Source organism: Glutamicibacter sp. NPDC087831 (assembly GCF_044742845.1).
GTDB lineage: Bacteria > Actinomycetota > Actinomycetes > Actinomycetales > Micrococcaceae > Glutamicibacter.
The window spans coordinates 493,855-519,637 of record NZ_JBIUVH010000002.1 but is presented as its reverse complement, the minus strand read 5'-3'; the positions used below and the strand labels follow the sequence as shown (position 1 = coordinate 519,637).

Sequence of the window (25,783 nt, the reverse complement as noted above, 5' to 3'; positions counted from 1 at the left end):
GCCTACTTGTTTCCGCTCTTGCCCAGCACCTTGTAGCGGCGGATGAATTCGAAAGAACCGCTCAAGCGCTTCGGCAAGGCGAAGACCAGCAACGCCGCGATGAGGAAGACAATTGCTTTGTCTCCCGGGTCGGAGATCAGGGCCTGCTTGGTGACCGCGGAGAGCAGTGAATCGCCCATGGAGCGGAAGGCCGCAACCACTGCGCCGGTACCGACACCCGAGGTGCCGCCGTAGACGAAGGCAGCCACCGGGGAGGAGACTACGCCAACCAGTACACCGGCAACCAGGCCCGCGATTGGGGCAAGGTATGGCCGGCGCAAAGCGCCGTAGCGAGCGGCGGTTCCCGCAAGGAAACCGACCAGTGCGGCTCCGGCAGCGAATGGCAAGACGGTGGGGGCAAACAGCGACCAGATCAGCGTGCTGAGCACACCGGTGGCGGCACCAGCACGGCGGCCGGCCAAAAAGCCAACGAGAACAGTACCGATGGAATCCAGGTAGAGCGGGACCATGACGGACCCGACGAATTGGCCCAGGATGATGTTCAGTGCCAGCGCGACCGGGATCAGTGTCAGGGCGGAGACCGGCAGATCCGGCAGCACAGCGAGCAGCAGCAGGACGGCTGCAATCAGGTAGGCAGCGAAAGTTGCCAAGGCAACTCCCTGGCCCAGTCCTTCGACGATTCCCGCGGGTTGGGTGGCGACCAGGAACAGGTAGGTTCCAACGAGCAGCAGGGTTCCAGCTGCGCCGAGCACCCTGCGGCGCAGGAGCTGGGTCGCTGATGCTTCGGGCAAGAGAAGGTTCGGTGACATGATGAGGCAATCCTGGGGATACGAGTTTGGCTGCGCGCAGGATTGCTCCCGCAACGCGCGAATGGCGGGTCTATGTCACCTCGACCCGGTAGACGATTCTAGCCCACCTGCCTGCGCTCAGGAATTTTCGTTGAGTTTCCTTGCCAGCGCACCAAGGCGTTGGACCAGCTCGGCAAACCCTGCCTCGGGATCATTTGCCACGACCACCTGGGCATTCGCGGGTTTGCCCCACAACCTGCGGAAATCGGCCACGGTAGTGCCAAAGAGCAATTGTGATTCTGTCTCAACGTCCACCGTTGCAGGACGGGTCTCGTAGTCCAGAGTCCCTGCGGCAACACCGGCGGCAAAGTAGTCGTGCACGTGGGCAATGTACCCCTGGTCGTATTGCCGATGGAATTCGAAGTAGAACCGTAGGGCATCGGAGAGATAACGCACCAGCGGATTCGACGACTTGCTCAAGCTCCCTTCCGGGTCGCTGGCCTGGACTATTTCCGGTTCATCGCATCCAGCTTCAATGGAGAGCTTGGTCAGAAAGTCGGGCTGCATTTCGAAGCGTTCCGTGGTGTCCAGAGAGCAGACAATCGGCAGCTTCGAGGAATCCAACCCTTGTTCAGCGGCAGCAGTGTAGGCAGCAAAGACTTCCTTTGCGGCGTGCGGGTCCACGTGAGTGTTCCACTCTGCGGTAGGAGTGGTGTTGCCTTGGTAGTAGAAGGCACCGCCCATGATCACTACTTTGCGAAGCAGCCAGGGTAGCTTCGGTTCACGGCGAAGTGCCAGAGCGAAGTTTGTCAGCGGCGCGCTGAGCAGCACCGTCAATCCCCCCGGGCTGGCACGCGCTGCTTCAATCCAGTAATTGACGCCGTCCATGGCAGCAAATGAAGCCGGTTCGAAATCGGGCAGCGTCGCGTATCCGACTCCTTGAGGACCATGAGTTTCTGGTGTAGTCACCAGAGGAATCTCGAGTGGCTCATGTGCACCGTTAAGGACAGGAACATTCGATCTTCCGCAGAGCTTGAGCAGCGCCCGATTGTTCGCAGCGACCTGCTCGACACCGACATTGCCTGGGGTGCTTGTGACAGCTACTATCTGCACATGGTCGAGAGAGCTAAGGTACGCCAAGGCGAGTGCGTCGTCGATCCCAGTGTCGTTGTCGGCCAGGAGACGTACTTGTTGCCTCTCCACTATTTTCCGTGAAGCATTCTCAGTTGAGCCCACATTCACACCCCGTTCTTTTCCAGCGCTACTCATCAGGGCTTATTATGGCTACCGTCGAGTTTGGCATAAAACTAAATTATCTAAGCAAACGGAGAGATCATAAATGTTCCGATAGACACGACTGGAACGCTTGAACCTGTGTCCTGAATCCAGTTTCCTCTTGAAAGTGCGAGCCGGATTGGAATTGAGTTCAAAAAGAGACGAAGAGAGTCCTTGAACTTTGACCTACACCGTGGCCCCCTGCAGCCTCTTATAGACGGTACTTGGTGCCACTCACCTCGAAGAAACTGCCCCTGAACCGTTATCTTCGGCTACGCCACCCAGGCAAAGCCTCATTTAGTGCTTCAAGGCGCCAGCTCAAAAGTTTATCCTTGGATCTACGTTGATGTTGATTGTGCAGCCAGACCCCAATCGAACGTTCTGGCTCAGATAAATAGGTTCTATATCGAGGAAGACGGCCATAAAGGACATGGAATTCAACGACAGCCGCCAGATTTCCGCGCCAAGTTTCGTTTATCTCTCGTTGTCTAAGATTCACCTCCCAGCCCTCTATCGCTTCCAGCAGGAAAACCTTGCTGGCGGGAAGCAGACCTTTCTCGAACAACCTACGCTGCTCCGCAATCCACGTATATAAGGACCGTTCGGCGGGACCCCCGCTACTACCCGGGAGCCTCCCGTGTTCCGTTTGAAATGCTATAGCCTCGTTAGCTCGTCTGCGCCATGCGGTAGATGGGCGGTTCATTCCCCTAGCCGCCAGCGCGGCCTTGTGCTTGGCTTCGAAGCCTGGCTCGTATTTTTCCCGTTTTCGAACATGCAGATGAACCGTGGCTAGATTCTTGTGGCAGCGGTCAGCGATTTCTCTCGCCGTCCACCCGGCAGCATACATAAGATCCCACTCAGGATGCCTCGAAATATCCCATCCAACCATGCAAACAACGCTACCGGATGTCATCCGCAACTACTATCCCTCATTCGATAAAACCTATAGAATCACCGTAATATCGAGACCCCATGCTTGCGCATTACTTATTGAAACACCTTGGACTTACAGCTCTATTCAACCGATTAAATCTAATTTTATTGCGAACCTTCTAAGGCCGACAAAAGTGACGGGACTCGCTTCAAAGTTGTTTGCCAGTAATTATTTAAACGCGAATTAGAAAATGGTCGGACGCAGGATTATTTAAGAACGTTTTCCGAACACTTTAAAACTGTCAAGAAACTCTTGGCGCGTAATAAAGAAAATCAAACCATCCTATGAAACGCAAATCGACTCAAGATTGATACACTCTCTCCATGAACGAAGCCACGTCGATAGAGTCGAAGCCGCAAATCAAGTCCGTCGGAGACTTAATTAATATCCTCTCTCCAATAACTGCCGATGGAAGAGAAATGTGGTACCGCGGGCATCGAGATCACTCCTGGACTTTAGAGCCATCTGTCTTTCGCAGCCCACGTCACAGAGGCCAAGAAAGGCCGATGCTTGCGCGCTTTCGCCAGGAAGCTGCCGCGGCAGGCTTACAATTCGCTTTCGATGACTGGGGGTGGATCACGTTCGCTCAACACCATTCTCTTCCCACCCGGCTTCTAGACTGGTCTCAAACACCTTTGGTGGCCCTATATTTCGCGTGCGAGAAAAATGCGAGTGCCAGTGAGCAAGATATGGAAGAAGACGGAGAAATCTTCGCACTTGACCCTAATCAGCTAAATAAGGATGCAGGAGATAGTGGTGGCGGGCACCCGCGTCTTCTTACGAATGCTGACTCCAAACTAGCCGATTACCTACCAGGAAAAGACGCGGAAAATCGTGGAAATCCAATGTCTGTAGTAGCTCCAATGGTTTTTGATCGTATTCGGTTTCAGAGCGGAACATTTACCGTTTCTCAATTACCATCGCCTAATGACGACGTAGCGGAACCGCTTAGAGCTTCTCGAGCATTGCAATCATTCATCGTTCCAGGAAATGCCAAAGAAGGTCTCCGCGAACAGCTGGACATACTTGGTTTCAATGAGGTATCCATTTACCGCGATCTAGATCGTATCGCTAAACGCATTCGGAGTGAAAGGGGTGCACTGTGAAAATTCAAACGCAACTCCTCCCAGAGATTAGTATTTCGCGTTTTCGCCGCATGGAGAGTGTGATAGACATGAACCCGGCATACCAACGTGAAGGCAACGTTTGGAAAGTCAGCACCCAGGCTTTACTAATTGATTCGATTATCAACGGTCTCGACGTTCCAAAGCTCTATTTTGAAGCGCAAAATTCACGACGATTAAACGATGAGGGTCTTGCATATCAATATGCAGTCATCGATGGGAAACAGCGACTAGGTGCCATCTCTGCATTCCTCCACGGCGACCTTGCACTGCCGCAAGACTTTATCTATTTCGAAGATGATGGCGTCAATGCAAAGGGCATGACCATTAGCCAGTTGGAGACGAATTATCCTTCTCTAGCTCGTAAATTCCGCGACTTCGAACTTCCCATAGTTCGAGTTGTTACGGACAGCGGAGATCTCATTGAAGAGATGTTCCAGCGTCTCAATGCCTCTTCATCGCTAAATGCCGCTGAACGACGTAATTCACTCAATGTACCGACTAGGGATGCGGCAAATATATTAGCGGAACATAGACTACTCGTAAATTGCTCACCGATTCGCAGCGCGCGCTACAAATACAGAGAACTGGGCGCTAAATTCCTTGCCATAGAACACCAGATCTCAACAAAGAATAAGATCCAAGACACTAAATCTGCGACTCTGTATGACCTTTTTATCGCTACACGCCCCCAAAACAATAAACCAGCGCGCATTAGCGAGTCAACCATGCGGCAATTGACGATTAATGCCACCAAAACCCTTGATCGAATGGCGACAATTTTTAAGGAGGACGATCCTCTTCTGGCATCCATTGGAACGGTGGTCGTCTATTACATTGCTTTCAGGGATGAAATGTTCGCAAACAATGTGAACCGAAATATTCTTGTACAGTTTGAAGATCTCAGACGAGAAGCTGCGAAAATAAACGAAGATGATCCTCTTTACGTTGCCCCACACAATGTGCGATTGCGCGAATATAACGGACTCGTACAATCGAGCAACGACGGTCAAGCGCTCAAGAGGCGTACCGAAATCCTCCATGCGTATGTGTCAGGCTACGACGTAGTAACTCCGCTTGGGGGCATCGAAAACATCAATGATGGACACTTACCCGACCAAGACGAGAGTGAAGAGCCATAGCATAGAAATCTCACATTGGTCCAAAGCATCACGATTTTCAGATGCGACCTTGAGCACGGAGTCGACGGATGGTTCGGGAGGTATAATTGTCCGTTAGTTCTAACCTAATGAGGAGTTTTTTTGACAGTCACAGGCGTTGAGCTATTTGCCGGCGGTGGCGGACTGCTGCTCGGATCTTCACTAGCAGGTGTTAAGCATATTGCCGCCGCGGAGTGGAACCGCTGGGCTTGTACAACCATTCGAGAGAATGCTGCAAACGATTACCCCCTCACAAGGGGTATCGAGGTATTCGAAGGCGACGTCCGATCCATAGACTGGTCGACAATTCCCGGTGCTGATCAAGTTGACGTCGTCACCGGCGGCCCGCCATGCCAACCATTTTCCCTCGGTGGCGTAGCTCGTAACGCTGACGACCCGCGCGACATGTTTCCGGCGACTACGGCAGTCATTGAGAAACTACGCCCGCGAGCGTTTGTCATCGAAAACGTCAAAGGACTAACCCGGTCATCCTTCTCAGACTATTTTGAATTCACCAAACTCCGCCTCCAGCATCCTGAACTCCGTTCACGTGATGGCGAGAGCTGGATCGAACATTTTACGAGGCTTCAACGAGAACACACTGCAGTTCGATCGGACCTACGCTACCATTTGGTGACCGCGTTAGTAGACGCCGCTGATTTCGGCGTTCCTCAGCGTCGACATCGAATATTCATGGTTGGGTTCCGATCTGATGTAGACGCGGAATGGGCCTTCCCACAACCCACTCATTCAGCGTCTTCTCTTCTTCGTGCCCAGAATTCAGGTACTTACTGGGAGCGTCATGGCGTACGCGAAATGGACCGTATCCCAGTCCGAGCGGCGCTTAGAGCAGAAGATGGTAAGAAACCGTGGCTCACGGTCAGAGATGCGCTACGAGGTCTTCCACATCCGGGATCTAAGGGGACTGCGCGTGGATGGTTAGATCATCGTCTTCAGCTAGGTGCACGTGCCTACGCTGGTCACACAGGCTCTCCTCTGGACGAACCAAGTAAGGCGCTCAAAGCCGGCGTGCACGGTGTGCCTGGTGGTGAGAATATGATTCGTTTTCCTGATGGAACAGTTCGCTATTACTCGACTCGTGAAGCAGCGCGCATTCAAACTTTCCCCGATCGCTACGCGCTACACGGCGCCTGGTCAGAAGCCATGCGTCAGATAGGGAATGCAGTGCCCGTAAAGCTAGCTGAAACCGTAATGGGTAGCGTTGTCGAACATCTGGAGTTGGACAACGCCAAGAAAAGCGCTGCAGAATCAGCGCAGCGTAAAATCGCACGTGAGTTTTTATCAATATGATCAAACATTTTGACCCTCTTGATTACGACAATCTCGGAGCATCAATCGCCCGAGCCCTCGACGAGCGTCCCGTAGAACCCCTTGAACAATTACAAAGATTCGATGGTGCGGGCATTTACGCGCTTTACTACACCGGCGACCATCCCGCCTACAAGCTTCTGGCTGCCGCAAATTCTACTGCCCCCGGCACATGGGCAATCTACATCGGAAAAGCTGATGCGGAAAATGCTAGGAAAGGCGACCCTGAACAAACCAACAAACCCGTAGGTTCGAAACTGTTTTTGAGAATCAAAAAACATTTCGCGTCCATCGATGCCGCTGAAAACTTAGACGTTCGGGACTTCCAGGTAAGGGCTTTGGCTGTTGCCCCGACTTGGATTCCCCTTGCCGAAGTCGTAGCTATTCGAATGCATAATCCAGTTTGGAATGTAATCGTGGATGGCTTGGGCAATCACGATCCCGGGGCAGGCCGTTATAAAGGTATGCGACCGCGTTGGGATACGCTCCATCCTGGTCGTTCGTGGGCTCCAAAATTGGCCAAGCGCCCAGAGACGCCACTAGATATACAGCAAGACATTGTGCAATATTTGGCAACTCACAAGCCCTAGTCCATACTGGGAGCACGTGGTTCGATGAATTGTCTCTGCATAAGACCTTAAGATCATGAAAATTTCTAGAGATTCTAACGGGGCCGATAATCGAGGCTACTGATTGTCATTTACATAGAAGCTCGGCTGCTGAATAGGGTTTGTTGGTACCGGACGTCCGACTACCTGGTGTGAAATCTGGGGACTTCGTAGACACCGAAACTCATCACTTCGTGGACACTGGACCTCAATACTTTGTACACAGTTACCAACTACCAACCGAGTTGAGCAGTTGGTAACTTTAAACCACCTAGTTATGCTCGAAGAACGTCGGCAATTGATCCTCACGAGCCTGGATCATGGCACGGTACTGTTCAGCTTTCTTCTCCCATTGACGTGTCGTCAGAGTCATTTGAATTCCTCTGATTGAATACAACGATACGAACTTGCCCTCAACTTTCAAGGCCACCATCGGTAACGGGAACGACATGACAATTTCACTAGTCTCAGGGTCAGACACCAATAATCTGTGTCGGTAATCGTCCTGATGAACTGACGGCGAGCGAACGATGTGGGCAACGAAATATAGAACCCTTGATAGAACGTTCTGCGGTTTTCCTTAGTGACTTCCACAATCATCTGGTTTGATTCCAACAAGGGCACTGGATCCGATTCATCATGAGCTCTTTTCATGATTTCACCCGACTTCGACACGACAACGTCCAACCTGCTGGCCGTAGGTTGGACCAAGCGATGCTTACTAAGATATTGGGCAGCTTTTGCTTCTAATACTGATAAGTGAATCGGTTCTGTGGCAGGTGTATGCTCCAGCAGTTCCCAGGCAGCCTGTGGGGTAACCTGGTTCAAGGATTGATGCGGTCTGCGTTTGTTGTAATGTTCCCTATACCGTTTCAGCAACCTCTGCACATCGGCCAGATCCTGTGGCTTGTTCTCTATCAAGAACCTTACAAAGTGCGGTGTGACCGTTCGTTCTTTCCCTGAGTAGTAGGCCTTCCAGGTAGCCCAGTGATCGGCATGCTGCCCTTGGATGCGAGAAACATTTCTACCGCACCGAACGTCCCTCTACGCAACTGGTTGAACGCTTTGGAATTATCACTGAGCACCTCTTGTGGTGCACCGCATTCAGCGATGGCTCACACGAGAACTTCGTGAGCGTCCTGGCTGTTTTCGTGACGTTGGAAAGCTCGGGAGTCAACATCGAATCTGCTGACATCATCGATGAGTTGATACACGGTGATGAGCTGATTTTTGGTGGTTCGGTATTCAAGAGCGTCGAGCTGCCACAGGGCCATGGCCGTTGACCTAGCGAAGGGAACATAGGAAGATTTTGGTCGCTTGCGAGGGTTACGGTCCACGTGGCCGACACCGGCCAGCAAGCGGCCTATCGTAGCAATTGACGGAATCTTGCCGCCTGGGAAATTGTCTTCGTTAATCGTTGCTTCGTAATGAATGGTTTTGGGACCGTAGTCCCAACCATCCTTTTTGAGTTTCTGGCGGATCTTCACCAACTCGTTGATCACCTCTGGACCGTATTTCATGGCTGGCTCTCTCGGTGCTCTGGATTGGGGGTGGAGTGCTGCAACCGATTCGTTGATTGCCCTTTGTCGAAGTCGATAGAAAATACTCCGGGAGATTTTCTGAGTCTTGCAGAATTCGCTGATGCTCAGGGCATCTGGTTGTGTGGAGGCGAAGTTGATGAGCATGGATCGTACGTGTGGTGGAAGGGCACTTGTCATGTTCTCGAACTGTTGAGACATAGTGTCCACGAAGTCATGAGTTCATGTGTCCACAAAGTGATGAGACAGGACACACAAAGTCATGAGATCGGTTGTCAACGATGTGATGAGATTAGGTGTCCACGATGTTGCGAGATTACACACCATTTCGTAGGAACAGAAGTACCATTTCGGGCTATTCGGCACCCAGACCAGCAATAGGATCCGCAGGCTATTCACTCAGATCCACCCACCACTGGAACGAATCCTCGGTCCTTGGCTGGCGTATGATGCGGTGTTGGAAGTCCTCGCAACCTGGCCTAGTCCAGCAGCGCTGAAGCATGCGGGCAAAGCCCGGATCGCTGCAAAACTCAGGAAGCACTCTGCCCGCCGGCACATCGCGTGGACCGGCGCCATCATGGATGTGTTGGATGAGCAAACGGTGGTACTGGTCGGCACTGATGCTGCTGGCTTGGTCATCCCGCGTCTTGCGCGCCAGCTGATTTCCTTGCACGCCCAGCGTGTGGACGTGGCCACGCATGTGGTGGCAATGGTGGAGGCCCACCCTCTTTACCCGGTCCTGACATCCATGCCAGGGGTTGCCGTCAGGACCGCTGCGATCATCATCGCCGAGACCTCAGGCAAGACGTTCACCAGCGCCGCTGCATTCTCTTCCTACACAGGGCTGGTACCGACCAAGCGTCAGTCGGGGACTTCGATCAAGTCCGAACGGGTCAGCCATTCAGGGAACAACCGCTAGAAACGAGCGCTGTTCCTTTCGGCGTTCGCGTCCATTCGCTTTGATCTGACCAGTCGGGAATACTATGACCGGTAATGGGCCCAAGGCAAACGGCATAACAAAGCACTCATCGCGTTGGCCCACCGGCGGCTGACCGTACTGTGCGCGATGATCCGCGACGGATCGCTTTACGATGCTCTGGTGGTGGAAGTTGCTTGACATAGAACATAGGGGCACCCCCGATCCTAGCTCTTAATTCTTTTCCACAGGCCGTTCGCAGCTACAGGAGAAAATCAAAGTAGTCTTGAAGCGAGGAAAATTGATCAGTCGGAAACTCCTTAAATACAAGCCTACCCTTTCGTGCCGCTCGTCCATCTGAATAGCCTTCAAAAGCACAACTGATCACATCACCGCGTAACTCCACGAATTCTCCTTTGATCACATGCGCAATCTCTAACCTTGCATGGGCTGCTTCCGGCTCTATGGCCACATTGAGAACATCGGGGCCCACCAATGTCGAGGCATAAGCCCAGCCCACTTCCCACCCGGGCTCAAGACCGTAAATAGTATGTAGAAGTTGCCGAGTAAAAGAGTAGATCCGGGAGTCATCATCAAAAGCAAGGATTGACAATGATTCAGCAAGGAATCTCGATACTTTTTCTTCAACCCGCTGGTGGTCTTTGCATAGGTCTGCATCTGGGTTTGTGACCCCGATACGTCGGACAGGAATCGATTTCCAGACTTTATACCCCACTAGGATAAAAGTGTCCCGCGGTTGATTGATTCTAGCTTCCAGAAGAGTTCCGAGTGGTCGACCCCAACAGGTGTAGAGCACGGGTTCATTGGCTGCGTTGAGGCGACCCGGGCCTATATATTGCTGAGGCGCTTCCCAGAGGTCCGAAGGTGTGATGTCTCCATTGTTCAGATCTTCCCTGCTTATTGAACGAGCTCGCCATAGAATATTCCCTGGCGGAATTTCGTCCCAGCTCATCGGCAGCAGGTAGCCACCGTTTGGAGTCTGTCGAAGAACGTTTTCTACTGCATTAAGCAGATCAAACTCCGGGTCATCGAAATCAAGTTTCTCAAAATCCGCTATTCTCTGGTCGAATTTCTCCTCGTCAAAATTTCGGTAGTGCTGCCGTTTCAGCCGTTTGACCTCAGCTGCTTCAGCCGGTGGTTCTATACGATCCGGAGGTGGTATTAGGCCATTTTGTTGCGGGTTCCAGACAAGAGGCTTTGGACGCTCGTCCAAGATTTCCTCACTTTCCTTCGACGGTTAAAAAGCACGACGCGAAACTTCAATTCAAGATGCACCAACGTTCGCAGTGATCTCATTTACTGCGACTCATACGATCCGTGCCACAGTCAGTCCGGACAGTATCTAGAGCATAGGCGCGTTGGAATGCGTTGAAGCAAGAGCACTTTGGGTGATCGATCGTCGCAGGTGCTATCTAAACGGGACCGCACTCTTTAGTATCTCCACGTTCGTGTAGCCGTTCTCATTGAGAAGGCTCCGTAGTCCTCTTTCCGCGAGGTCTGGATAGCGAGTGGGGCCGATGCGTACGGCAACGATGGGAAGTCTCCTGGGGGCGGATTCAAAGGTGCCACTGCCCCATCCATCAGTTTCTTGAGTTTGATCTGAGGCTTCTGTCAGTACGATGTATGGTGTCACGCCCAAAGAGGTCGACCGGTAATGGACAAATCGCCATTCTGGGGTTACTCCGAAAAAATGCAACCTGACCTCCTCTTCATGGTGAAACCCTCGGTCTTTAATCAATGTCAGTTGCTCTTCCCAACGCATTTGATGAAGGAACTGCCAAAGGTCGTTCCCTGGCTTGCCTTTCAGCCCGCTTCTGTACTTGATGATGGCTTCAGCTACGTCGTCTACGATCTTGATTTGTTTCGCTTCAGTATATTCAACCCTCTTCCACCCGCCGCGCTGACGACTATGGACCGAATCCGGGTGCCCCGTTAGCACGCTATGAGTCGAACCGTCTTCTTCTTGCATCACCTCCAAGTATGGCTGCAAATAGTCGTCTGGAGCGTCAGGCCATTCTTCCGTCTCAGAGTATTTCGGGATCGGGAGTAGGACCAGATTTATTGACGGATCCAATTGAACTGCATAGCTAACTGCTTCGCGCCCGTAATTTCGCCACATGGTCAAGCTGTCCGACTGCTCTGAAGACGAGACGATGTACTGACGTTCCTTCGAGCTCTCCATGTTTGCTATCGCGAGTTCAATTTCCTCACCATCTTCTGGCTTTGAAGTCTCTGATCCATCGTTTCCCCAGCGAGATCGGAGCATCTCGATTCCTCTGATCGCTTCTTTTTCATCGTTCATGAAATCAGTGCAACCGGCCCAAAGGCCTCGATCCCTAACCATGCCAAGCAGCCCGTTTGCATCGGTGTAGTGCCAGATTTCGGAGGGCATCGAGGATTCATTCATAACCTGATTTTGGCACTGATCATTGGACTTCCACGAAACGGCACCATTCATGACCTCCAGTTACCAAATCAATTCCCGTCTACATAGGCCCCCGACGTCTATCTGCATTTGGATTGGCCCAGCTCCCACGAAAACGATCGAACGTGACAAATTAACTAGACTAAGGGATATAGCATGAGCCAGTTCATCGCAAACGACCACCGCCAGCTCGTCCTGAAAAAGGAGAACAACACCGCAACGGCAAAACTGCGGCCCCGCAGCTCCGGGACACAACCATCAACCGCGGCTGTTAAATACTGGCATATGGCACTCAGTTGCTTCCTCAGCAGCCCGTTATGTTGTTGACAGCCCCTAAAAGAGGATCATAGGGACTGTCGGCCGACCAATCTCGGCATGGTGTCTTGCCCCTGCTTATCCAATAGTCCGGGGGTGCTGCCACCGAGATTGGGATGGCAGCGCGGTGATTGCTGATTCGGGGCGCGGCGCCAAAACTGGACGCCTGTCATAACGTGGATGTAAGACTTTGCTACCTGCGGTTGGTCGACTTTGAACAGGAACTAGTTCAAGGGAGCACTAGTCATGATCACCACAAACATCGAGATATTCCTCGGACTGGACGTCGGGAAAACTGACCACTGGGCCTGCGCCGTCACCAAAGACGGCACCAAAATCTGGAACAAGACCCTGCCCAACGACGAAGCCAATTGCCGTTCTTGTACAACGGCTAATCCAGGAATCCGCGCAGCAGCGTCGCAGTGCCATCAAGATGTTCTTGCATCAGCTTCTTCGCGCTGACTCCATCGCCGCGGAGTATGGCGTTCAAGATGTCCTCGTGCTGGCGGCTGGAGTGCGCGATATTCGGTTTCAGGAACGGAATCCGATCCAACAGCTCGCTGGTTGCGTCGCGCGCTTCAGCGACAGCTTTTGCCAGCATGCTCGAAGCCGATAAATCGGCAATCATTACATGGAGTCGGGCATCCAGCGGGCGGTAGTTCGTCGCGTCGGCTGAATTGACGGCTTCGTGCGCCAGCATCAAATTATTTCGCTGGGTTGCAGTGAGCGATGCCCCTGCGGCCAATTCCGCTGCGGCAGGTTCAACAACCGATCTGAATGCCAGCACATCCTCAATGCGTGCACGGTCCGAATCATCCAATGGATTCTCATGCGAATTCGGATGAGCCGCAACAACCGTTCCGCCGTATCGGCCTCGCTGGACCTGCAAGTAGCCTGCGCTCTGCAATTCCGCCAACGAGTCGCGCAATGTTGCTCGTGAAACACCCAGGGCTTCGGCAAGTTCCCTCTCCGCAGGCAATTTTTCGCCTGGCGGGAAGACGCCTAGCCTCATGGCGCGCAACAGTTGCCCGAGAGTCTCCTCGAAGACGTTTCCCCGGCGCACTTGCCCAAGGAACCTCATCCCATCCCGGGAATCCAATGGTTTAGTTTCGGCCATGATCTAAGAATGGCACACTATTTGGTTCAAGAAAACACCTTTCATTTTCTCTTACCAGCTCTATTTTCAAACTAACCTATTGACTTTCCTTCGTGACCCCTGCCACAGTTGAGCGCATGCAAAGGACTGATTTCAGTCCATTAGATTCAGGACTCATGGACCGAGGAAGCTCACATGACCAAGAATTCACACATCGACTACGCATCGGTCGACAAAGACTATCTACGACATAGGCAGCTCAAGAAAGGCGCCGCAGGTTGGATCCTGCTTGCCGGCTTGGGTATTGCCTACGTCATTTCCGGTGATTTTTCAGGCTGGAATCTCGGCTTGGCCGCTGGCGGCTGGGGCGGACTGCTCATTGCCTTCGTGCTGATGGGCATCATGTACACCTGCATGGTATTCGGCCTGGCAGAAATGTCATCGACACTGCCGACGGCCGGCGCGGGCTACGGATTTGCCCGCAGGGCCATGGGACCTCTGGGCGGTTTCGCCACCGGCATGGCAGTGCTCATCGAGTACGCCGTGGCCCCTGCCGCGATCGCCACCTTCATCGGCGGCTACATCGAGGCCCTCGGCCTGTTCGGGATGACCAATTCGTGGCCCGTCTACCTGGTCACCTACATTGTTTTCATCGGCATCCACATGTGGGGCGTTGGCGAAGCGCTCAAGCTGATGTTCGGCATCACCGCTATCGCCATTGTGGCGCTGATTGTCACCGTCTTTGGCCTGATACCGCACTTTGAGCCAAGCAATCTCTTCGACATCGTGCCAGACGGTTCGGCCGGTTCCTCAGCCTTCATGCCGTTCGGCATTTCCGGAACCCTCGCCGCGCTGGTCTTCGGCATCTGGTTCTTCCTCGCAGTAGAGGGTGTCCCACTGGCCGCCGAGGAATCGCAAGACCCGAAACGCGATATGCCCAAGGGCATCATTACCGCAGTCATCTTCCTGGTCTTCTCCGGTGCTGCCATGCTCATCCTGGTGCCCGGAGTCGCGGGAGCCGAAGCCATGAGCGTCTCCGGTTCCCCTCTTCCCGAAGCGCTGCGCGAAGCCTACGGGCAGAATTCGGCGCTGGCGAACTTCGTGAACTATGCGGGCCTGGCAGGATTGGTGGCCAGCTTCTTCTCTATCGTCTATGCCTACTCCCGGCAGCTGTTCGCCTTGTCCCGTGCCGGCTACTTGCCCCGGGTGCTCTCGCTTACCGGATCCCGCCACACTCCGTGGGTGGCCCTGCTGGTTCCAGGCACCATCGGATTCATCCTGGCAGCAGTCATCCGCAATGGCGACCAGCTGATCAATATCGCGGTTTTCGGAGCCACCGTCTCCTACGTGCTGCTGAACTTGAGCCACATTGTCCTGCGGATCAAGGAACCCGACCTGCCCCGCGGGTATCGCACCCCGGGCGGCATCATCACCACTTCCATTGCCCTGGTGCTTGCTGTCATTGCCCTCATCGCAACATTCGTCGTGGACATCCTCGCCGCAGGAATCACCGCAGGAGTCTTCGTCCTGGCACTCGCGTACTTCTGGTTCTATAGCCGGCATCGCCTGGTTGCCAGCGCGCCCGAAGAAGAATTCGCCATCCTGGAGTCCGAAGAAAATGCCCTGAAGTAAACCGGTCCCAGGCCACAGAACCACACCCCGACAATCGAAGGAACATTCTCCATGCAAGACATCCAAGAACTCGTCAAGGCCGCCAAGAACGAACGCATGCTAAGCGTTGAACAGCTGACCGAGGGCATCCGCACCGGAGTCTATGATTCGGTCATCCTGGCCTTCACCGACATGCAGGGCCGGCTCCAGGGAAAAATCGTCCACGCCCAGTTCTTCCTGGACACCGTGCTGAACCACGGCACCGAAGCCTGCAACTACCTGTTGGCAGTGGATACCGAGATGAACACCGTGGAAGGCTACTCGCTGACCAGCTGGGACACCGGCTACGGCGACATGGAGTTCGTGCTGGATTACGACACCATCCGCCCAGTTCCGTACTTGGAACGCACGGCACTGATCCAGACCGACTTGGCCACCACGGATGGACGTCCGGTTCCAGTGGCCCCGCGGTCCCTGCTCAAGGCGCAGCAGGAGAAAGCCGCTGCGCTGGGTTTGCGCGCCATGGCAGGTACGGAACTGGAATTCTTGATCTTCAACGACTCCTACGAAGATGCGCAGCAGCGCGGCTACCGGAACCTCACCCCTGCCAACCAGCACAACGTCGACTACTCGATTCTGGGTTCGATGCGCGTCGAGCCGTTGCTGCGCGATATCCGCAACGCCATGTACGAATCGGGCATGATCGTCGAATCGGCCAAGGGCGAGTGCAACTTCGGGCAGCACGAGATTGCTTTCAAATACGACGACGTGGTCACCACTGGCGATAACCACACCTTCTACAAGCTCTCGGCCAAGCACATGGCCTCGCAGCGCGGGCAATCCATCACCTTCATGGCCAAGCCCAACCAGCGCGAAGGTTCCAGCTGCCATATCCACATGTCGCTGCGCAAGCTTGATGGCTCGCTGGCCTTCTGGGACGAAGCCCGCGGAGAACGCACGGAGATGTACAACCACTTCATCGCCGGAGTCTTGGCCACGATGCGGGAGTTCACCCTGTTCTATGCCCCGAATATCAACTCCTACAAGCGATTCGCCAAGGGATCCTTCGCACCTACCGCCGTCGCCTGGGGTCTGGACAACCGCAGCTGCGCGGTCCGGCTGGTGGGCAAGGGATACGGCGCACGCATGGAGAACCGCTTGCCCGGAGCGGACGCCAACCCGTACCTGGCCATGGCCGCCATGCTGGCGGCCGGTCTCTACGGCATGGAGAAGAAGCTTGAACTGCCCGAGATGGTGACCGGAAGCGCCTACGACTCCGGATCCCAGCATGTGCCCCAAACCATGGCCGAGGCCCGAGAGCTCTTCGCGAACTCGGAAATCGCTTTGGAAATCTTCGGCAAGGAAGTAGTGGAGCACTACACCCGCTACGCGGACGTGGAAATCGAGCAGTTCAACGCCGCGGTCACCGACTGGGAAGTTTCCCGTGGTTTCGAACGCCACTGATCACGAAGGACAACGACAAGTGAACTATCCATCGGACCCGGCAACGCAGCGCAGGCCGCGCATCGGGCTGACCACCTACTGGCAGGAAGCCAAATGGGGTGTCTGGGAAAGTACCGCGGCCATTGTCCCGGGCAAGTACATCAAGTCGGTGGTTGCAGCCGGTGGCACGCCAATGCTCCTGCCACCGGTTGCCACCGACGCCTCCGTCTTGGACGTCCTGGATGGGCTGATAGTCATCGGCGGCGTGGATGTGGATCCTGCTAGCTACGGGCAGCAACCTCATCCGCGCACGGCGGCGCAACCCGAGCGGGACCTGCACGACATGGCTTTGGCCGCCGCCGCGCTGGAGCGGGCCGTTCCGCTGTTCGCCATCTGCCGTGGCGCCCAGGTGCTCAACGTGCAGCAGGGCGGAACCCTGAACCAGCACCTGCCCGATGTCCTTCCGGATGCTGCCGAAAAGTACCAGCCAGCTCCCGGGGTCTTCGGCACAGTGGATTTCACCACCGCGCATGGTTCTCTGGCGGAGCAGATCCTGGGCAACCAGGCCAGTGCTCCGTGCTACCACCACCAGTCCCTGCAGGAGGTAGCCAAAGGTCTGGAGGTCACCGCCCGCGCCAGCGACGGGACGGTGGAAATCGTTGAAATGCCGCAGGCCCGAGGCTGGGTTCTGGGCACGCAATTCCACCCGGAAGAGAACTTGGAAGATATCCGGCTCATGCAGGCTTTCATCCAGGCTGCGCATGACTACGCCACCAGCAAATCTATTTCGACACCACAGGAAGCGCTATGAGCACTGATACCGCAGTGAAAGACACCTTTACCGTGATCAACCCGGCGACTGGGCAAGCAGTCCAGGACGTCGCGCTGGCTGATACCGCGCAGGCGGATGCCGCAATTGCCCGGGCCTCCGAGGCTTTTCCCGCCTGGAGCCAGGTCGCTCCTGCTGAGCGCGCCGCGCTGCTGCGCAGATTCGCGGCCGCAGTAGACCGCGATCTGGAGAATCTGGCCCAGCTGGAAATGCTCAATGCCGGGCACACCATCGGCAACGCCCGCTGGGAGGCCGGAAACGTCAGGGATGTGCTGAACTACTACGCAGCAGCCCCGGAACGGAACTTCGGCAAGCAGATTCCCGTCGCAGGCGGAGTGAACGTGACCTTCCACGAACCGCTGGGTGTCGTCGGGATCATCGTTCCATGGAATTTCCCCATGCCGATCGCGGGGTGGGGATTCGCCCCGGCACTGGCTGCGGGCAATACTGTCGTGCTCAAGCCAGCGGAGCTGACACCGTTGACCGCCATCCGCCTGGGCGAGTTGGCCCGCGAGGCCGGTATCCCCGAGGGTGTCTTCACCGTCATCGCGGGCAAGGGCTCGGTAGTCGGCGAGCGCTTTGTCACCCATCCTGACGTCCGCAAGGTGGTTTTCACCGGTTCCACCCAAGTGGGCCAGGGCATCATGCGCGGATGCGCGGACCAGCTGAAGCGTGTCACCTTGGAGCTGGGCGGCAAGAGCGCCAATATCATCTTCGCCGATGCCGACCTCGAAAAGGCGGCCGCCCGGGCACCGGGTGGTGTCTTCGACAACGCCGGACAGGACTGCTGCGCCCGCTCCCGGATCCTGGTGCAGCGCAGCGTTCTGGATGCGTTCATGGAGCTATTCACCCAGGCCGTCGCGGCGGTTACTGTCGGGGATCCGAGCGACGAAGCTACGGTGATGGGCCCTTTGGTCTCCGCCAAGCAGCTGCAGACGGTGTCGTCCTTCCTGCTCGATGAGCAGGGAAATCCCCGCAATGATATCGCCTATCAGGGAAAGATCCCGCAGGGCGGGGGCTTCTGGTTCCCGCCTACGGTCGTGGTTCCCGAAGATCCGCAGGACCGGATCCTGCGCGAAGAGATCTTCGGACCGATCGTTGCGGTGATCCCATTCGAGGATGAGGCCGATGCTATCCGCATTGCCAATGACTCGGAGTACGGGCTCTCCGGATCCATCTGGACCCGGGATGTGGGCCGCGCCCTGCGCGTGGCCCGCGCGGTCGAGGCCGGGAACCTGTCGGTGAACTCCCATTCCTCGGTGCGCTATTCCACTCCTTTCGGCGGCTACAAGAAATCCGGACTCGGCCGCGAGCTGGGACCAGATGCTCTCGAAGCCTTCAGCGAAGTCAAGAACGTCTTCATTGACACCGAAAGCTGATTTACCGCAAAGCATCATCCAACTAAAACAAATCACTAGCAAGGAGAACCATCAAATGAGCGAAACTGCCCCGTACAACGGCTTGGTCACCAATCGGCTTGCCGGACGAGTCGCCACTATTACCGGCGGAGCCTCCGGCATCGGGCTGGCCACGGCCAAGCGCTTGGCCCATGAAGGCGCCAAGGTGGTCATTGGCGATATCTGCGCCGAGGAAATCGGCCAGAAAGCCGCCGCGGAAGTCGGCGGGCTTTTCGTCCGCACCGATGTCACCAATGAGGAAGACGTCAAGAACCTGTTCGCCACAGCCAAGTCGACCTACGGTTCGGTGGATATCGCATTCAACAACGCGGGGATTTCCCCGGCAGACGACGCTTCCATCCTGGATACCGGCATCGACGCCTGGCGCAAGGTCCAGGAGGTCAACCTGACCAGCGTGTACTACTGCTGCAAGCACGTGCTGCCGTACATGCAGGAACAGGGCCGGGGCTCAATCATCAACACCGCGTCCTTCGTCGCTGTCATGGGTGCGGCGACCAGCCAGATCAGCTACTCGGCTTCCAAGGGCGGGGTGCTGTCCATGAGCCGCGAACTCGGTGTCGAGTTCGCCCGGCAGGGCATCCGGGTCAATGCGCTTTGCCCCGGCCCGGTAAATACCCCGCTGCTAAAGGAGCTCTTCGCCAAGGACCCGGAGCGAGCAGCACGTCGCTTGATCCATGTGCCGCTAGGTCGCTTCGCAGAACCGGATGAGCTGGCAGCGTCAGTTGCCTTCTTGGCATCTGATGATTCCTCGTTCATCACCGCGAGCCAGTTCCTCGTTGATGGCGGAATCGCCGGCGCTTACGTCACTCCCCTATAAACGGCCTAGAGCATCGAACGGTCGGAGGTGAACCTGAAATTTCAGGTTCACCTCCGACCGTTCGTTTCGGAGCCGAGGGCCCCGGATGCTTCCTCTAGGTAACGCCTAGCCCTCGACGCGCTGCACCTTGCCCACCAAGAAGACGTAGGAGAGTATTCCGACCGCCGCGATGACCGTCATGTAAATGAACGCCGGACCGAAGTCCGTGGCCGAGACCAGCAGACCAATCACGATTGGGGTGGCAATAGAGGACAGGTTGCCGATGAAGTTGAACATGCCACCGGTCAAACCAATCAGGCGAGACGGTGCCAGTGCAGATACCAAGGACCAGGTAATCGAAGCCAGGCCATTGCCGAAGAAGGCAATAGACATGAAGGTGATGACCAGTGCGGTGCTGTCCGTGAAGATTGCACCAATCATGCTCATGGAGAGCAACAGCCCGGTGATGATTGGCAGCTTGCGGGAAGTACCCAGGCTCACCCCACGCTTGAGCATGAGGTCAGAGAGAACACCACTGATCAGTACACCGGCCAACGCCGCGATGAATGGAAGCGACGTCAGGAATCCCGTCTTGATGTAATCCATCTGACGGTAGGTCACCAAGTAGGTTGGGAACCAGGTCAAGAAGAACCACAACGTGGAGGTCAGGCAGAACTGGCCAATATAGATTCCCCACAGCTTCTTGCGTCCCAAAACCAAGGCAAAGTCAGCCTTGCTCAGCTTCGGTGCAACCGTCTTGGCCTTCTTGCTGCCAAGGTCAACAAGTCCGCCGCCCTCGCGGATGTACTCGATTTCAGCGGCATTGGCTCTCTTGGAATCCACCGGATTCCGGTACATGACGAACCAGATCAGGCCCCATACGACGCCTACCGCACCGGTAACCACGAAGACCCAGTGCCAGGTCAATGCATGCTGAAGCCACAGCAGGACGGGGGTTAGCAGCGCGAGACCTATGAACTGGCCAGAGGTGTAGAAGCCAATAGCGGTGGCGCGCTCACGTTCAGGGAACCAGGCAGTGACCACCTTGTTGTTGATTGGGTACGCAGGGGCTTCGAAGCCACCGACAGCCATTCGCAACACGATCAAAGCCATGAAGCTTCCGGCCATGCCCATGAAGATTGTGGCCACCGACCACAGCACCAGGCAAATTGGGTACAGCAGACGAGGCTGAACTCGGTCTACAAGCCAACCGCCCGGTAGCTGCATGGCCGCATAGGTCCAGCCAAAGGCAGAGAGTAACAGGCCTTGCTGTGCTGTGTCCAGGCCGAATTCCTCGGAGATCAACGGCGCTGCAACCGAGAGGTTTGAACGATCCATGTAGTTGATTACTACGGTGAGGAACAACATGAAGGCTACGGCGTAGCGCGTCTTTGTAGCTTTGCCAGCGCTCTTGAGTGTTGCAGCTGACGACAGTGTCGACTGAGACATACGATTTACCATTCTGCGAAGGATCCGTCCTTGTGACGCCAAATTGGGTTGCGCCAGCGATGACCTTCAGCTGCGCGTTCAATGACGTACTCTTCATTTACATCAATGCCCAGACCCGGACCTTCAGGGATGGCAACCATGCCATCCTCGTAGGCGAAGACCGACGGATCATTGACGTAGTCAAGGAGATCGTTGGATTTGTTGTAGTGGATCCCCAGGGATTGCTCCTGGATAAAGGCGTTGTATGCACCGGCATCGATCTGCAGGTTCGCGGCTAGAGCGATTGGGCCAAGTGGGCAGTGCAAGGCGACTGCAACGTCATAGGCTTCAGCCATCGCCGCAATCTTGCGGGCTTCGGTGATGCCGCCACAGTGCGAGGGATCCGGCTGAATGATGTCCACCGCTCCGCTGGCCAAGACATCCTTGAAGTCCCAACGGGAGAACAGCCGCTCGCCCAAGGCAATCGGAGTACTGGAATTGCGCAATGGCTCCAGCATGGAGTTCACGTTTTCACTGAGTACCGGTTCTTCAATGAACATCAGCTTGAAGGGCTCTAGTTCCTTGAGCAGGACTTTGGCCATTGGCTTGTGCACTCGACCATGGAAGTCAACGCCGATGCCTACGTTCTCGCCTACTGCGTCGCGGACAGCCTGAACGTTCTCCAAGCACCCCTGAACCTTGTCCCAGGTGTCGATGTACTGGAGTTCTTCGGTGCCGTTCATTTTCACTGCAGTGAAGCCACGTTCAACGGCGGCCTTCGCGGCGGCGGCGGTATCCGACGGGCGGTCGCCGCCAATCCATGAGTACACGCGGATCTTGTCGCGCACCTTGCCACCGAGTAGCTCGTAGGCAGGAACCCCAAGCGCTTTGCCCTTGATGTCCCACAGCGCCTGGTCGATGCCGGCCAGGGCGCTCATCATGATGCCGCCACCGCGGTAGAAGCCGCCGCGGTACATTACCGTCCAAAGGTCCTCGATGTTTCGCGGATCCTGGCCGATGAGGTAATCCGAAAGTTCCTCAACTGCTGCGGCAACAGTGGATGCGCGGCCTTCGAGTACTGGCTCGCCCCAACCGACAATTCCCTCGTCGGTTTCGATCTTCAGGAACAACCAGCGAGGTGGCACCATGTACGTGGTCAGTTTTGTAATTTTCATGCAGACTTCCTCATCTCATGGATCGTTTGGTAGGCAGAGACAAGATTGCCTGCCCTCGTTTTCAGGTCTTCAAGGCTTCGTCCGGACTTGTAAAGGAAGGAGCCGATGCCAAAACCTGTGGCTCCGGCTTCCAGCCATTGCGCCATGTTCTCCTCGTTGATGCCCCCGACAGGGATCAGGCCAATGCCGGAGGGAATCACAGCGGTCCACGCCTTGAATCCCGCCAGGCCTACTTGCTCGGCAGGGAAAATCTTGACGTTCTTCGCTCCGGCTTCAATGGCATCAAAGGCGTTGCTCGGAGTAGCAGCACCTGGGAACGAATCCATGCCCAGCGCCACCGTTTCTTGGATAACCCGCACGTTGGTGTTTGGGGAAACAATGATTTGCGAGCCCGCCTCGTGGCACGAGCGAACTTGGTCTACGGTGAGCACAGTACCTGCACCAACTACTGCGTCTTCAGGTAGCGCACCGCGTAAAATTTCGATGCTATTCAATGGCTCCGGGGAATTCAGCGGTACCTCCAAAGACCGAAAACCGCTGGCATAGAGCGCTTCGCCAACGCCTTGAGCTTCCGAAGGATGAAGACCTCGCAAAATGGCTACGAGTCCGGCAGCCTTCAAAGTTGTCGTCAGTTCATTCACGGCAAAACCTTTCTTGATAAATCGTGTGGCAAGTTGGTGGCTCAGACCGTGGGGGTCTGCAGGAGGCCTTGTGCGCTTGCAACGGCCCAGATTCCCCGAGGGGCTGTGCCTTGCAGTTCGCGCACCTGATCAATTCCGAAAATATTCAGCGCCCTGGTGTACCTGGAGCTGAGTTCCTTATTGCCGCAGATGGTCAGCGACAGGGCGTCGTTGGTGGCTTGCTTGCCAAGAACGGAACGGATTTCAGCACCGATCATCAGCCCAGAGAGATAGTTACTGACTTCGTTTTTTTCCAAACGCTCGGTCAGAACCAAGGTTCTCGCGGAGAAGGCCGTGAGCATCAGATCCGCAGCGCCCTCGCCCGATTGCGATACCTTCACGCCTCGATCAAAGGCCGACCAATTCGCCGATGGTGCTGGCTCGATGAGCTTGGAGAGGATGGACCGGGTGCTGAGCAGTGCAAACGTTTCACCTGTCATGGAAGTGCAGAATTCGGTAATCGTGCGTCCGGAGACCTTGACCCATTTGGAGTGCGTCCCCGGGAGCAGGAACAGTTGCTCTTCGGAGTCATCTGCGTTCACGGCGGCAAGATCAATGGCACCGAGGATTTGAGTTTCTTCACCGCGCATGACGTCTGGAAGTTCTTTGAGGTCCAAGACGCCGGGGATGATCTGCATCGTTCGGCCCGGAGCGATCTCCACTGATGCCAACCCGAATTCTGGATCAGCCAAATTGGCTGGAACTGGTCGGTAGGCCGCTTCGGTCCAGCCCTGCTGACTGCCAACCATTCCGCAGGCGATCACGGGGACATTCTCGAAGTTATCCAGCCAATCGCCGCACAGTTCGGTCAGCGTCGCCTTGAAGGCCTCATCGAGGGACTGGGTCTCGGCTTGCGCCTTCGAGGCCACTTGCATGATGCCAAGAGCTGCACTGCGTTCCGCCACGGTGTGGCCATCGGCGCCCATGAGGTAGGCGCGTGCGGACGTAGTTCCCCAGTCCAAGGCGATCAACTGGGCTTCGGCGATATTTGTCATAACTCCTGTTTTCATTTCATGGACTGCACAAGATCGTTCAGCTGTGCTCCCCTTCACATCTGAATAGTGTCGGAGGTATCCCAATAGTTCAAAAGGTGTTGTATATAGTGGGATGAAATACTTTGATCTTTTCATACCAAGGAACACGTCATGACCATGAATCCCGAACCCACCACAGACGATTCAATTGACGCTCCTCCTCCGGGCACGCTCACACTTGCTCGCGGACTGGAGATTCTGCGCGCTGTTGGCCGCGGTGCGACGAATCTGAATGAAGTGGCAGCCGCAGCCAATATCGGAAAGAGCGCTGCGCAACGCATGGTGAAGCTCCTGGTGCAGCGCGGATTCCTGCGCAGCACCCATGGCACCGATTTCAGCCTGGGCCCGGCACTGATCGAGCTGGGTTTCCATGCCCTCTATCAAAGCCCGGTCCCTGTTATTGCGAAACCCATTTTGGAAGAGCTCGCCCGCAAGTACCAGGACACGGTGCATCTAGCGGTGGAAGACGAAGCGCAGGTGCTTTATGTCGACAAAGTCCCTGGAACTCGCGGCGCACAAATGCGCTCACGAGTCGGACAACGCATGCCTCTAAGCCGCACCGGCATCGGCAAAGCGCTCCTGCTTGATACTCCCCTGCGCTGGGAATCCATCTTTGATTCCGAGTCGCCTGTAGAACAGGCCTCGCATCAAACCAAGGAGGCGTTCCTGTCCAGGATGAAAGCCTACGCAAAAGAAGGCATCGCCTTGGATCTGGAAGACAATGAGCCTGGCATCCGATGCGTCGCCGCACCGATCCGCGACGGCAGTGGCCAGATCATCGCAGCCATCAGCATGTCTGCGACTAATCCCTACATGCCTGACGAGCGGATGAAAGCGCTCAAGTCCGTGATGGGATCTACCGCCACGCAAATTTCGCGCAAGTTGGGCTACTCGGGCAAGACCTTCTAGGACGCTTCGCATTTTGAGCGCGAAACGGCAGTCCCATACCTAGATGTGGACCGGATGTCCCTCCGCCTATTCGACATCGACAAGCACCGATTCCACGAAGTCCGCCACGCTTGGGACAGGACTAGGAAAGTCGTGCGGATTGAGCCCTGGTCGATCGTGGTTACTGATCTGGATAACGGAAAGAACTTGGATACCGTGGACGGTCGCCGTGGCACCGCAGTGAAACGATGGTAGAAATCCCGGCCACGGTATTGGTATCAAAGTGTGCAGTACGTCGCAATCTACAAGTCATCGGAATTCTGCAAGGCGGTGCGAGATAATCTGCCGAAGGCTAGGGTCAGCGTGGATCATTTCCACGTGATTCAGCGGGCGACTCTGATGATCATGCAGGTCCGCCGGCGCAGCTCCCACGAAGTGCACGAGCGTCGCGGCCGGGCGGCTGATCCGGCCTTACAAGTACCGGCAGCTGCTGAGCTGCAACTAGGAGAACCTGTCGATCGAGCAGGTTGAACGATTGAAGGTGATCATGGAACTGACGCGGAATTCGGGGTGATTCATGCGAACAAGGAGCGCGTGCGGCAACTGTTGAAAGCCGCGGATACCCATGAATTCCAATCCAGATGGGCGGTGCAGCAGAAATCCCTGATAACAACAAAATGGTTGAGGTGAAGTCGATGTACCGCACATTCGCTGCGTGGAGGAGTGAGTTTTTGGTGTTCAGCCGAACGAGGCTGACGAACGCCAGGAAAGAGGAAGCGAATCTGACAGCGAAGAACCTGAAACGGATTGGTCGGGGTTATAGGAATCATGGGCATTATCGGCTTCGGATATTGTTATACACGGCAGGGTTGCGGCCCTGCCGAGCACTCTGCACCACGCTTAACTTTTAAGAGCCCGTGAAGACCTTTCTTGTGGCGCCCGGCCGACAAGC

21 protein-coding genes and 3 pseudogenes are annotated in these 25,783 nt (G+C 55.5%); 13 read left to right on the top strand and 11 right to left on the bottom strand.

All coding sequences use genetic code 11. The features are described 5' to 3' along the window. Positions 1-2: 2 nt before the first annotated feature. The 3 genes from ACIOJF_RS08890 to ACIOJF_RS08880 all read right to left on the bottom strand — a co-directional run bounded on the left by ACIOJF_RS08890 (position 3) and on the right by ACIOJF_RS08880 (position 2,766). Positions 3-809: an ECF transporter S component gene (locus ACIOJF_RS08890; RefSeq protein WP_402741522.1), complete on the bottom strand. Its 807-nt coding sequence runs from the start codon at positions 807-809 to the stop codon at positions 3-5. A 117-nt stretch (positions 810-926) separates the two neighbouring features. Further along, positions 927-2,057 carry a nucleoside hydrolase gene (locus ACIOJF_RS08885; RefSeq protein WP_402741521.1) on the bottom strand — a complete coding sequence of 377 codons (1,131 nt, stop codon included), beginning with the start codon at positions 2,055-2,057 and terminating at the stop codon, positions 927-929. 268 nt (positions 2,058-2,325) lie between these two features. Next, complete coding sequence (locus ACIOJF_RS08880) at positions 2,326-2,766, bottom strand: helicase associated domain-containing protein (protein WP_402741643.1); 441 nt, start codon at positions 2,764-2,766, stop codon at positions 2,326-2,328. 554 nt (positions 2,767-3,320) lie between these two features. Between ACIOJF_RS08880 and ACIOJF_RS08875 the strand changes: the two genes are divergently transcribed. The 4 genes from ACIOJF_RS08875 (at position 3,321) to ACIOJF_RS08860 (ending at position 7,200) form a co-directional block, all read left to right on the top strand. Beyond that, positions 3,321-4,103, top strand: a complete 783-nt coding sequence (locus ACIOJF_RS08875) for an FRG domain-containing protein (protein ID WP_402741520.1) — start codon at positions 3,321-3,323, stop codon at positions 4,101-4,103. Continuing rightward, positions 4,100-5,263: a DUF262 domain-containing protein gene (locus ACIOJF_RS08870; protein WP_402741519.1), complete on the top strand. Its 1,164-nt coding sequence runs from the start codon at positions 4,100-4,102 to the stop codon at positions 5,261-5,263. Before ACIOJF_RS08875 ends, ACIOJF_RS08870 begins: the two co-directional genes overlap by 4 nt. A gap of 120 nt (positions 5,264-5,383) precedes the next feature. Next, the gene (locus ACIOJF_RS08865) at positions 5,384-6,592 is read left to right on the top strand and encodes a DNA cytosine methyltransferase (RefSeq protein ID WP_402741518.1); all 1,209 of its coding nucleotides are present in this window, start codon (positions 5,384-5,386) and stop codon (positions 6,590-6,592) included. Further along, positions 6,589-7,200 carry an Eco29kI family restriction endonuclease gene (locus ACIOJF_RS08860; RefSeq protein ID WP_402741517.1) on the top strand — a complete coding sequence of 204 codons (612 nt, stop codon included), beginning with the start codon at positions 6,589-6,591 and terminating at the stop codon, positions 7,198-7,200. Before ACIOJF_RS08865 ends, ACIOJF_RS08860 begins: the two co-directional genes overlap by 4 nt. Before the next feature lie 289 nt (positions 7,201-7,489). On the opposite strand, the pseudogene ACIOJF_RS08855 reads toward ACIOJF_RS08860, so the two are convergent. Beyond that, positions 7,490-8,936 (bottom strand): annotated as a pseudogene (locus ACIOJF_RS08855) (integrase core domain-containing protein). Between the two features lie 184 nt (positions 8,937-9,120). Here ACIOJF_RS08855 and ACIOJF_RS08850 point away from each other — a divergent pair. Beyond that, a pseudogene (locus ACIOJF_RS08850) lies at positions 9,121-9,873 on the top strand (transposase); the annotation flags it as partial. Positions 9,874-9,934: 61 nt separating this feature from the next. On the opposite strand, the gene ACIOJF_RS08845 reads toward ACIOJF_RS08850, so the two are convergent. Both ACIOJF_RS08845 and ACIOJF_RS08840 read right to left on the bottom strand, forming a co-directional pair. After that, on the bottom strand, positions 9,935-10,906 hold the full coding sequence (locus ACIOJF_RS08845; RefSeq protein WP_402741516.1) for a hypothetical protein: 972 nt from the start codon (positions 10,904-10,906) through the stop codon (positions 9,935-9,937). A gap of 195 nt (positions 10,907-11,101) precedes the next feature. After that, positions 11,102-12,100 (bottom strand): hypothetical protein, encoded by a 999-nt coding sequence (locus ACIOJF_RS08840; RefSeq protein WP_402741515.1) that lies wholly within the window; start codon positions 12,098-12,100, stop codon positions 11,102-11,104. 579 nt (positions 12,101-12,679) lie between these two features. Between ACIOJF_RS08840 and ACIOJF_RS08835 the strand changes: the two genes are divergently transcribed. Further along, complete coding sequence (locus ACIOJF_RS08835; RefSeq protein WP_402741514.1) at positions 12,680-12,895, top strand: transposase; 216 nt, start codon at positions 12,680-12,682, stop codon at positions 12,893-12,895. On the opposite strand, the gene ACIOJF_RS08830 is transcribed toward ACIOJF_RS08835, so the two are convergent. Beyond that, positions 12,825-13,550 (bottom strand): FadR/GntR family transcriptional regulator, encoded by a 726-nt coding sequence (locus ACIOJF_RS08830; protein ID WP_402741513.1) that lies wholly within the window; start codon positions 13,548-13,550, stop codon positions 12,825-12,827. The two genes, ACIOJF_RS08835 and ACIOJF_RS08830, sit on opposite strands and share 71 nt — an antisense overlap. A gap of 174 nt (positions 13,551-13,724) precedes the next feature. Between ACIOJF_RS08830 and eat the strand changes: the two genes are divergently transcribed. The 5 genes from eat to ACIOJF_RS08805 are packed head-to-tail and all read left to right on the top strand — an operon-like array spanning position 13,725 to position 19,647. Next, the gene (eat, locus tag ACIOJF_RS08825; RefSeq protein ID WP_402741512.1) at positions 13,725-15,161 is read left to right on the top strand and encodes an ethanolamine permease; all 1,437 of its coding nucleotides are present in this window, start codon (positions 13,725-13,727) and stop codon (positions 15,159-15,161) included. 51 nt (positions 15,162-15,212) lie between these two features. Continuing rightward, positions 15,213-16,604: a glutamine synthetase family protein gene (locus ACIOJF_RS08820; protein ID WP_402741511.1), complete on the top strand. Its 1,392-nt coding sequence runs from the start codon at positions 15,213-15,215 to the stop codon at positions 16,602-16,604. Positions 16,605-16,623: 19 nt separating this feature from the next. Next, positions 16,624-17,394, top strand: coding sequence for a gamma-glutamyl-gamma-aminobutyrate hydrolase family protein (locus tag ACIOJF_RS08815; RefSeq protein ID WP_402741510.1), 771 nt, complete (start codon positions 16,624-16,626; stop codon positions 17,392-17,394). Next, positions 17,391-18,791 (top strand): aldehyde dehydrogenase family protein, encoded by a 1,401-nt coding sequence (locus tag ACIOJF_RS08810; protein ID WP_402741509.1) that lies wholly within the window; start codon positions 17,391-17,393, stop codon positions 18,789-18,791. Before ACIOJF_RS08815 ends, ACIOJF_RS08810 begins: the two co-directional genes overlap by 4 nt. 55 nt (positions 18,792-18,846) lie before the next feature. Beyond that, the gene (locus tag ACIOJF_RS08805) at positions 18,847-19,647 is read left to right on the top strand and encodes a 3-oxoacyl-ACP reductase (protein WP_402741508.1); all 801 of its coding nucleotides are present in this window, start codon (positions 18,847-18,849) and stop codon (positions 19,645-19,647) included. A gap of 105 nt (positions 19,648-19,752) precedes the next feature. Here ACIOJF_RS08805 and ACIOJF_RS08800 read toward each other — a convergent pair whose 3' ends face one another. The 4 genes from ACIOJF_RS08800 to ACIOJF_RS08785 are packed head-to-tail and all read right to left on the bottom strand — an operon-like array spanning position 19,753 to position 23,904. Further along, on the bottom strand, positions 19,753-21,075 hold the full coding sequence (locus tag ACIOJF_RS08800; RefSeq protein WP_402741507.1) for an MFS transporter: 1,323 nt from the start codon (positions 21,073-21,075) through the stop codon (positions 19,753-19,755). 5 nt (positions 21,076-21,080) lie between these two features. Then, the gene (gene dgoD, locus ACIOJF_RS08795; protein ID WP_013350471.1) at positions 21,081-22,229 is read right to left on the bottom strand and encodes a galactonate dehydratase; all 1,149 of its coding nucleotides are present in this window, start codon (positions 22,227-22,229) and stop codon (positions 21,081-21,083) included. Further along, positions 22,226-22,870, bottom strand: a complete 645-nt coding sequence (locus ACIOJF_RS08790) for a 2-dehydro-3-deoxy-6-phosphogalactonate aldolase (protein WP_402741506.1) — start codon at positions 22,868-22,870, stop codon at positions 22,226-22,228. Before ACIOJF_RS08790 ends, dgoD begins: the two co-directional genes overlap by 4 nt. A gap of 41 nt (positions 22,871-22,911) precedes the next feature. After that, the gene (locus ACIOJF_RS08785) at positions 22,912-23,904 is read right to left on the bottom strand and encodes a 2-dehydro-3-deoxygalactonokinase (protein WP_402741505.1); all 993 of its coding nucleotides are present in this window, start codon (positions 23,902-23,904) and stop codon (positions 22,912-22,914) included. Positions 23,905-24,054: 150 nt separating this feature from the next. Between ACIOJF_RS08785 and ACIOJF_RS08780 the strand changes: the two genes are divergently transcribed. Together ACIOJF_RS08780 and ACIOJF_RS08775 are read left to right on the top strand one after the other, a co-directional pair. After that, positions 24,055-24,852 carry an IclR family transcriptional regulator gene (locus ACIOJF_RS08780; RefSeq protein ID WP_402741504.1) on the top strand — a complete coding sequence of 266 codons (798 nt, stop codon included), beginning with the start codon at positions 24,055-24,057 and terminating at the stop codon, positions 24,850-24,852. A 42-nt stretch (positions 24,853-24,894) separates the two neighbouring features. Then, positions 24,895-25,742: pseudogene (locus ACIOJF_RS08775) on the top strand (transposase); the annotation flags it as partial. Between the last annotated feature and the right edge of the window lie 41 nt (positions 25,743-25,783).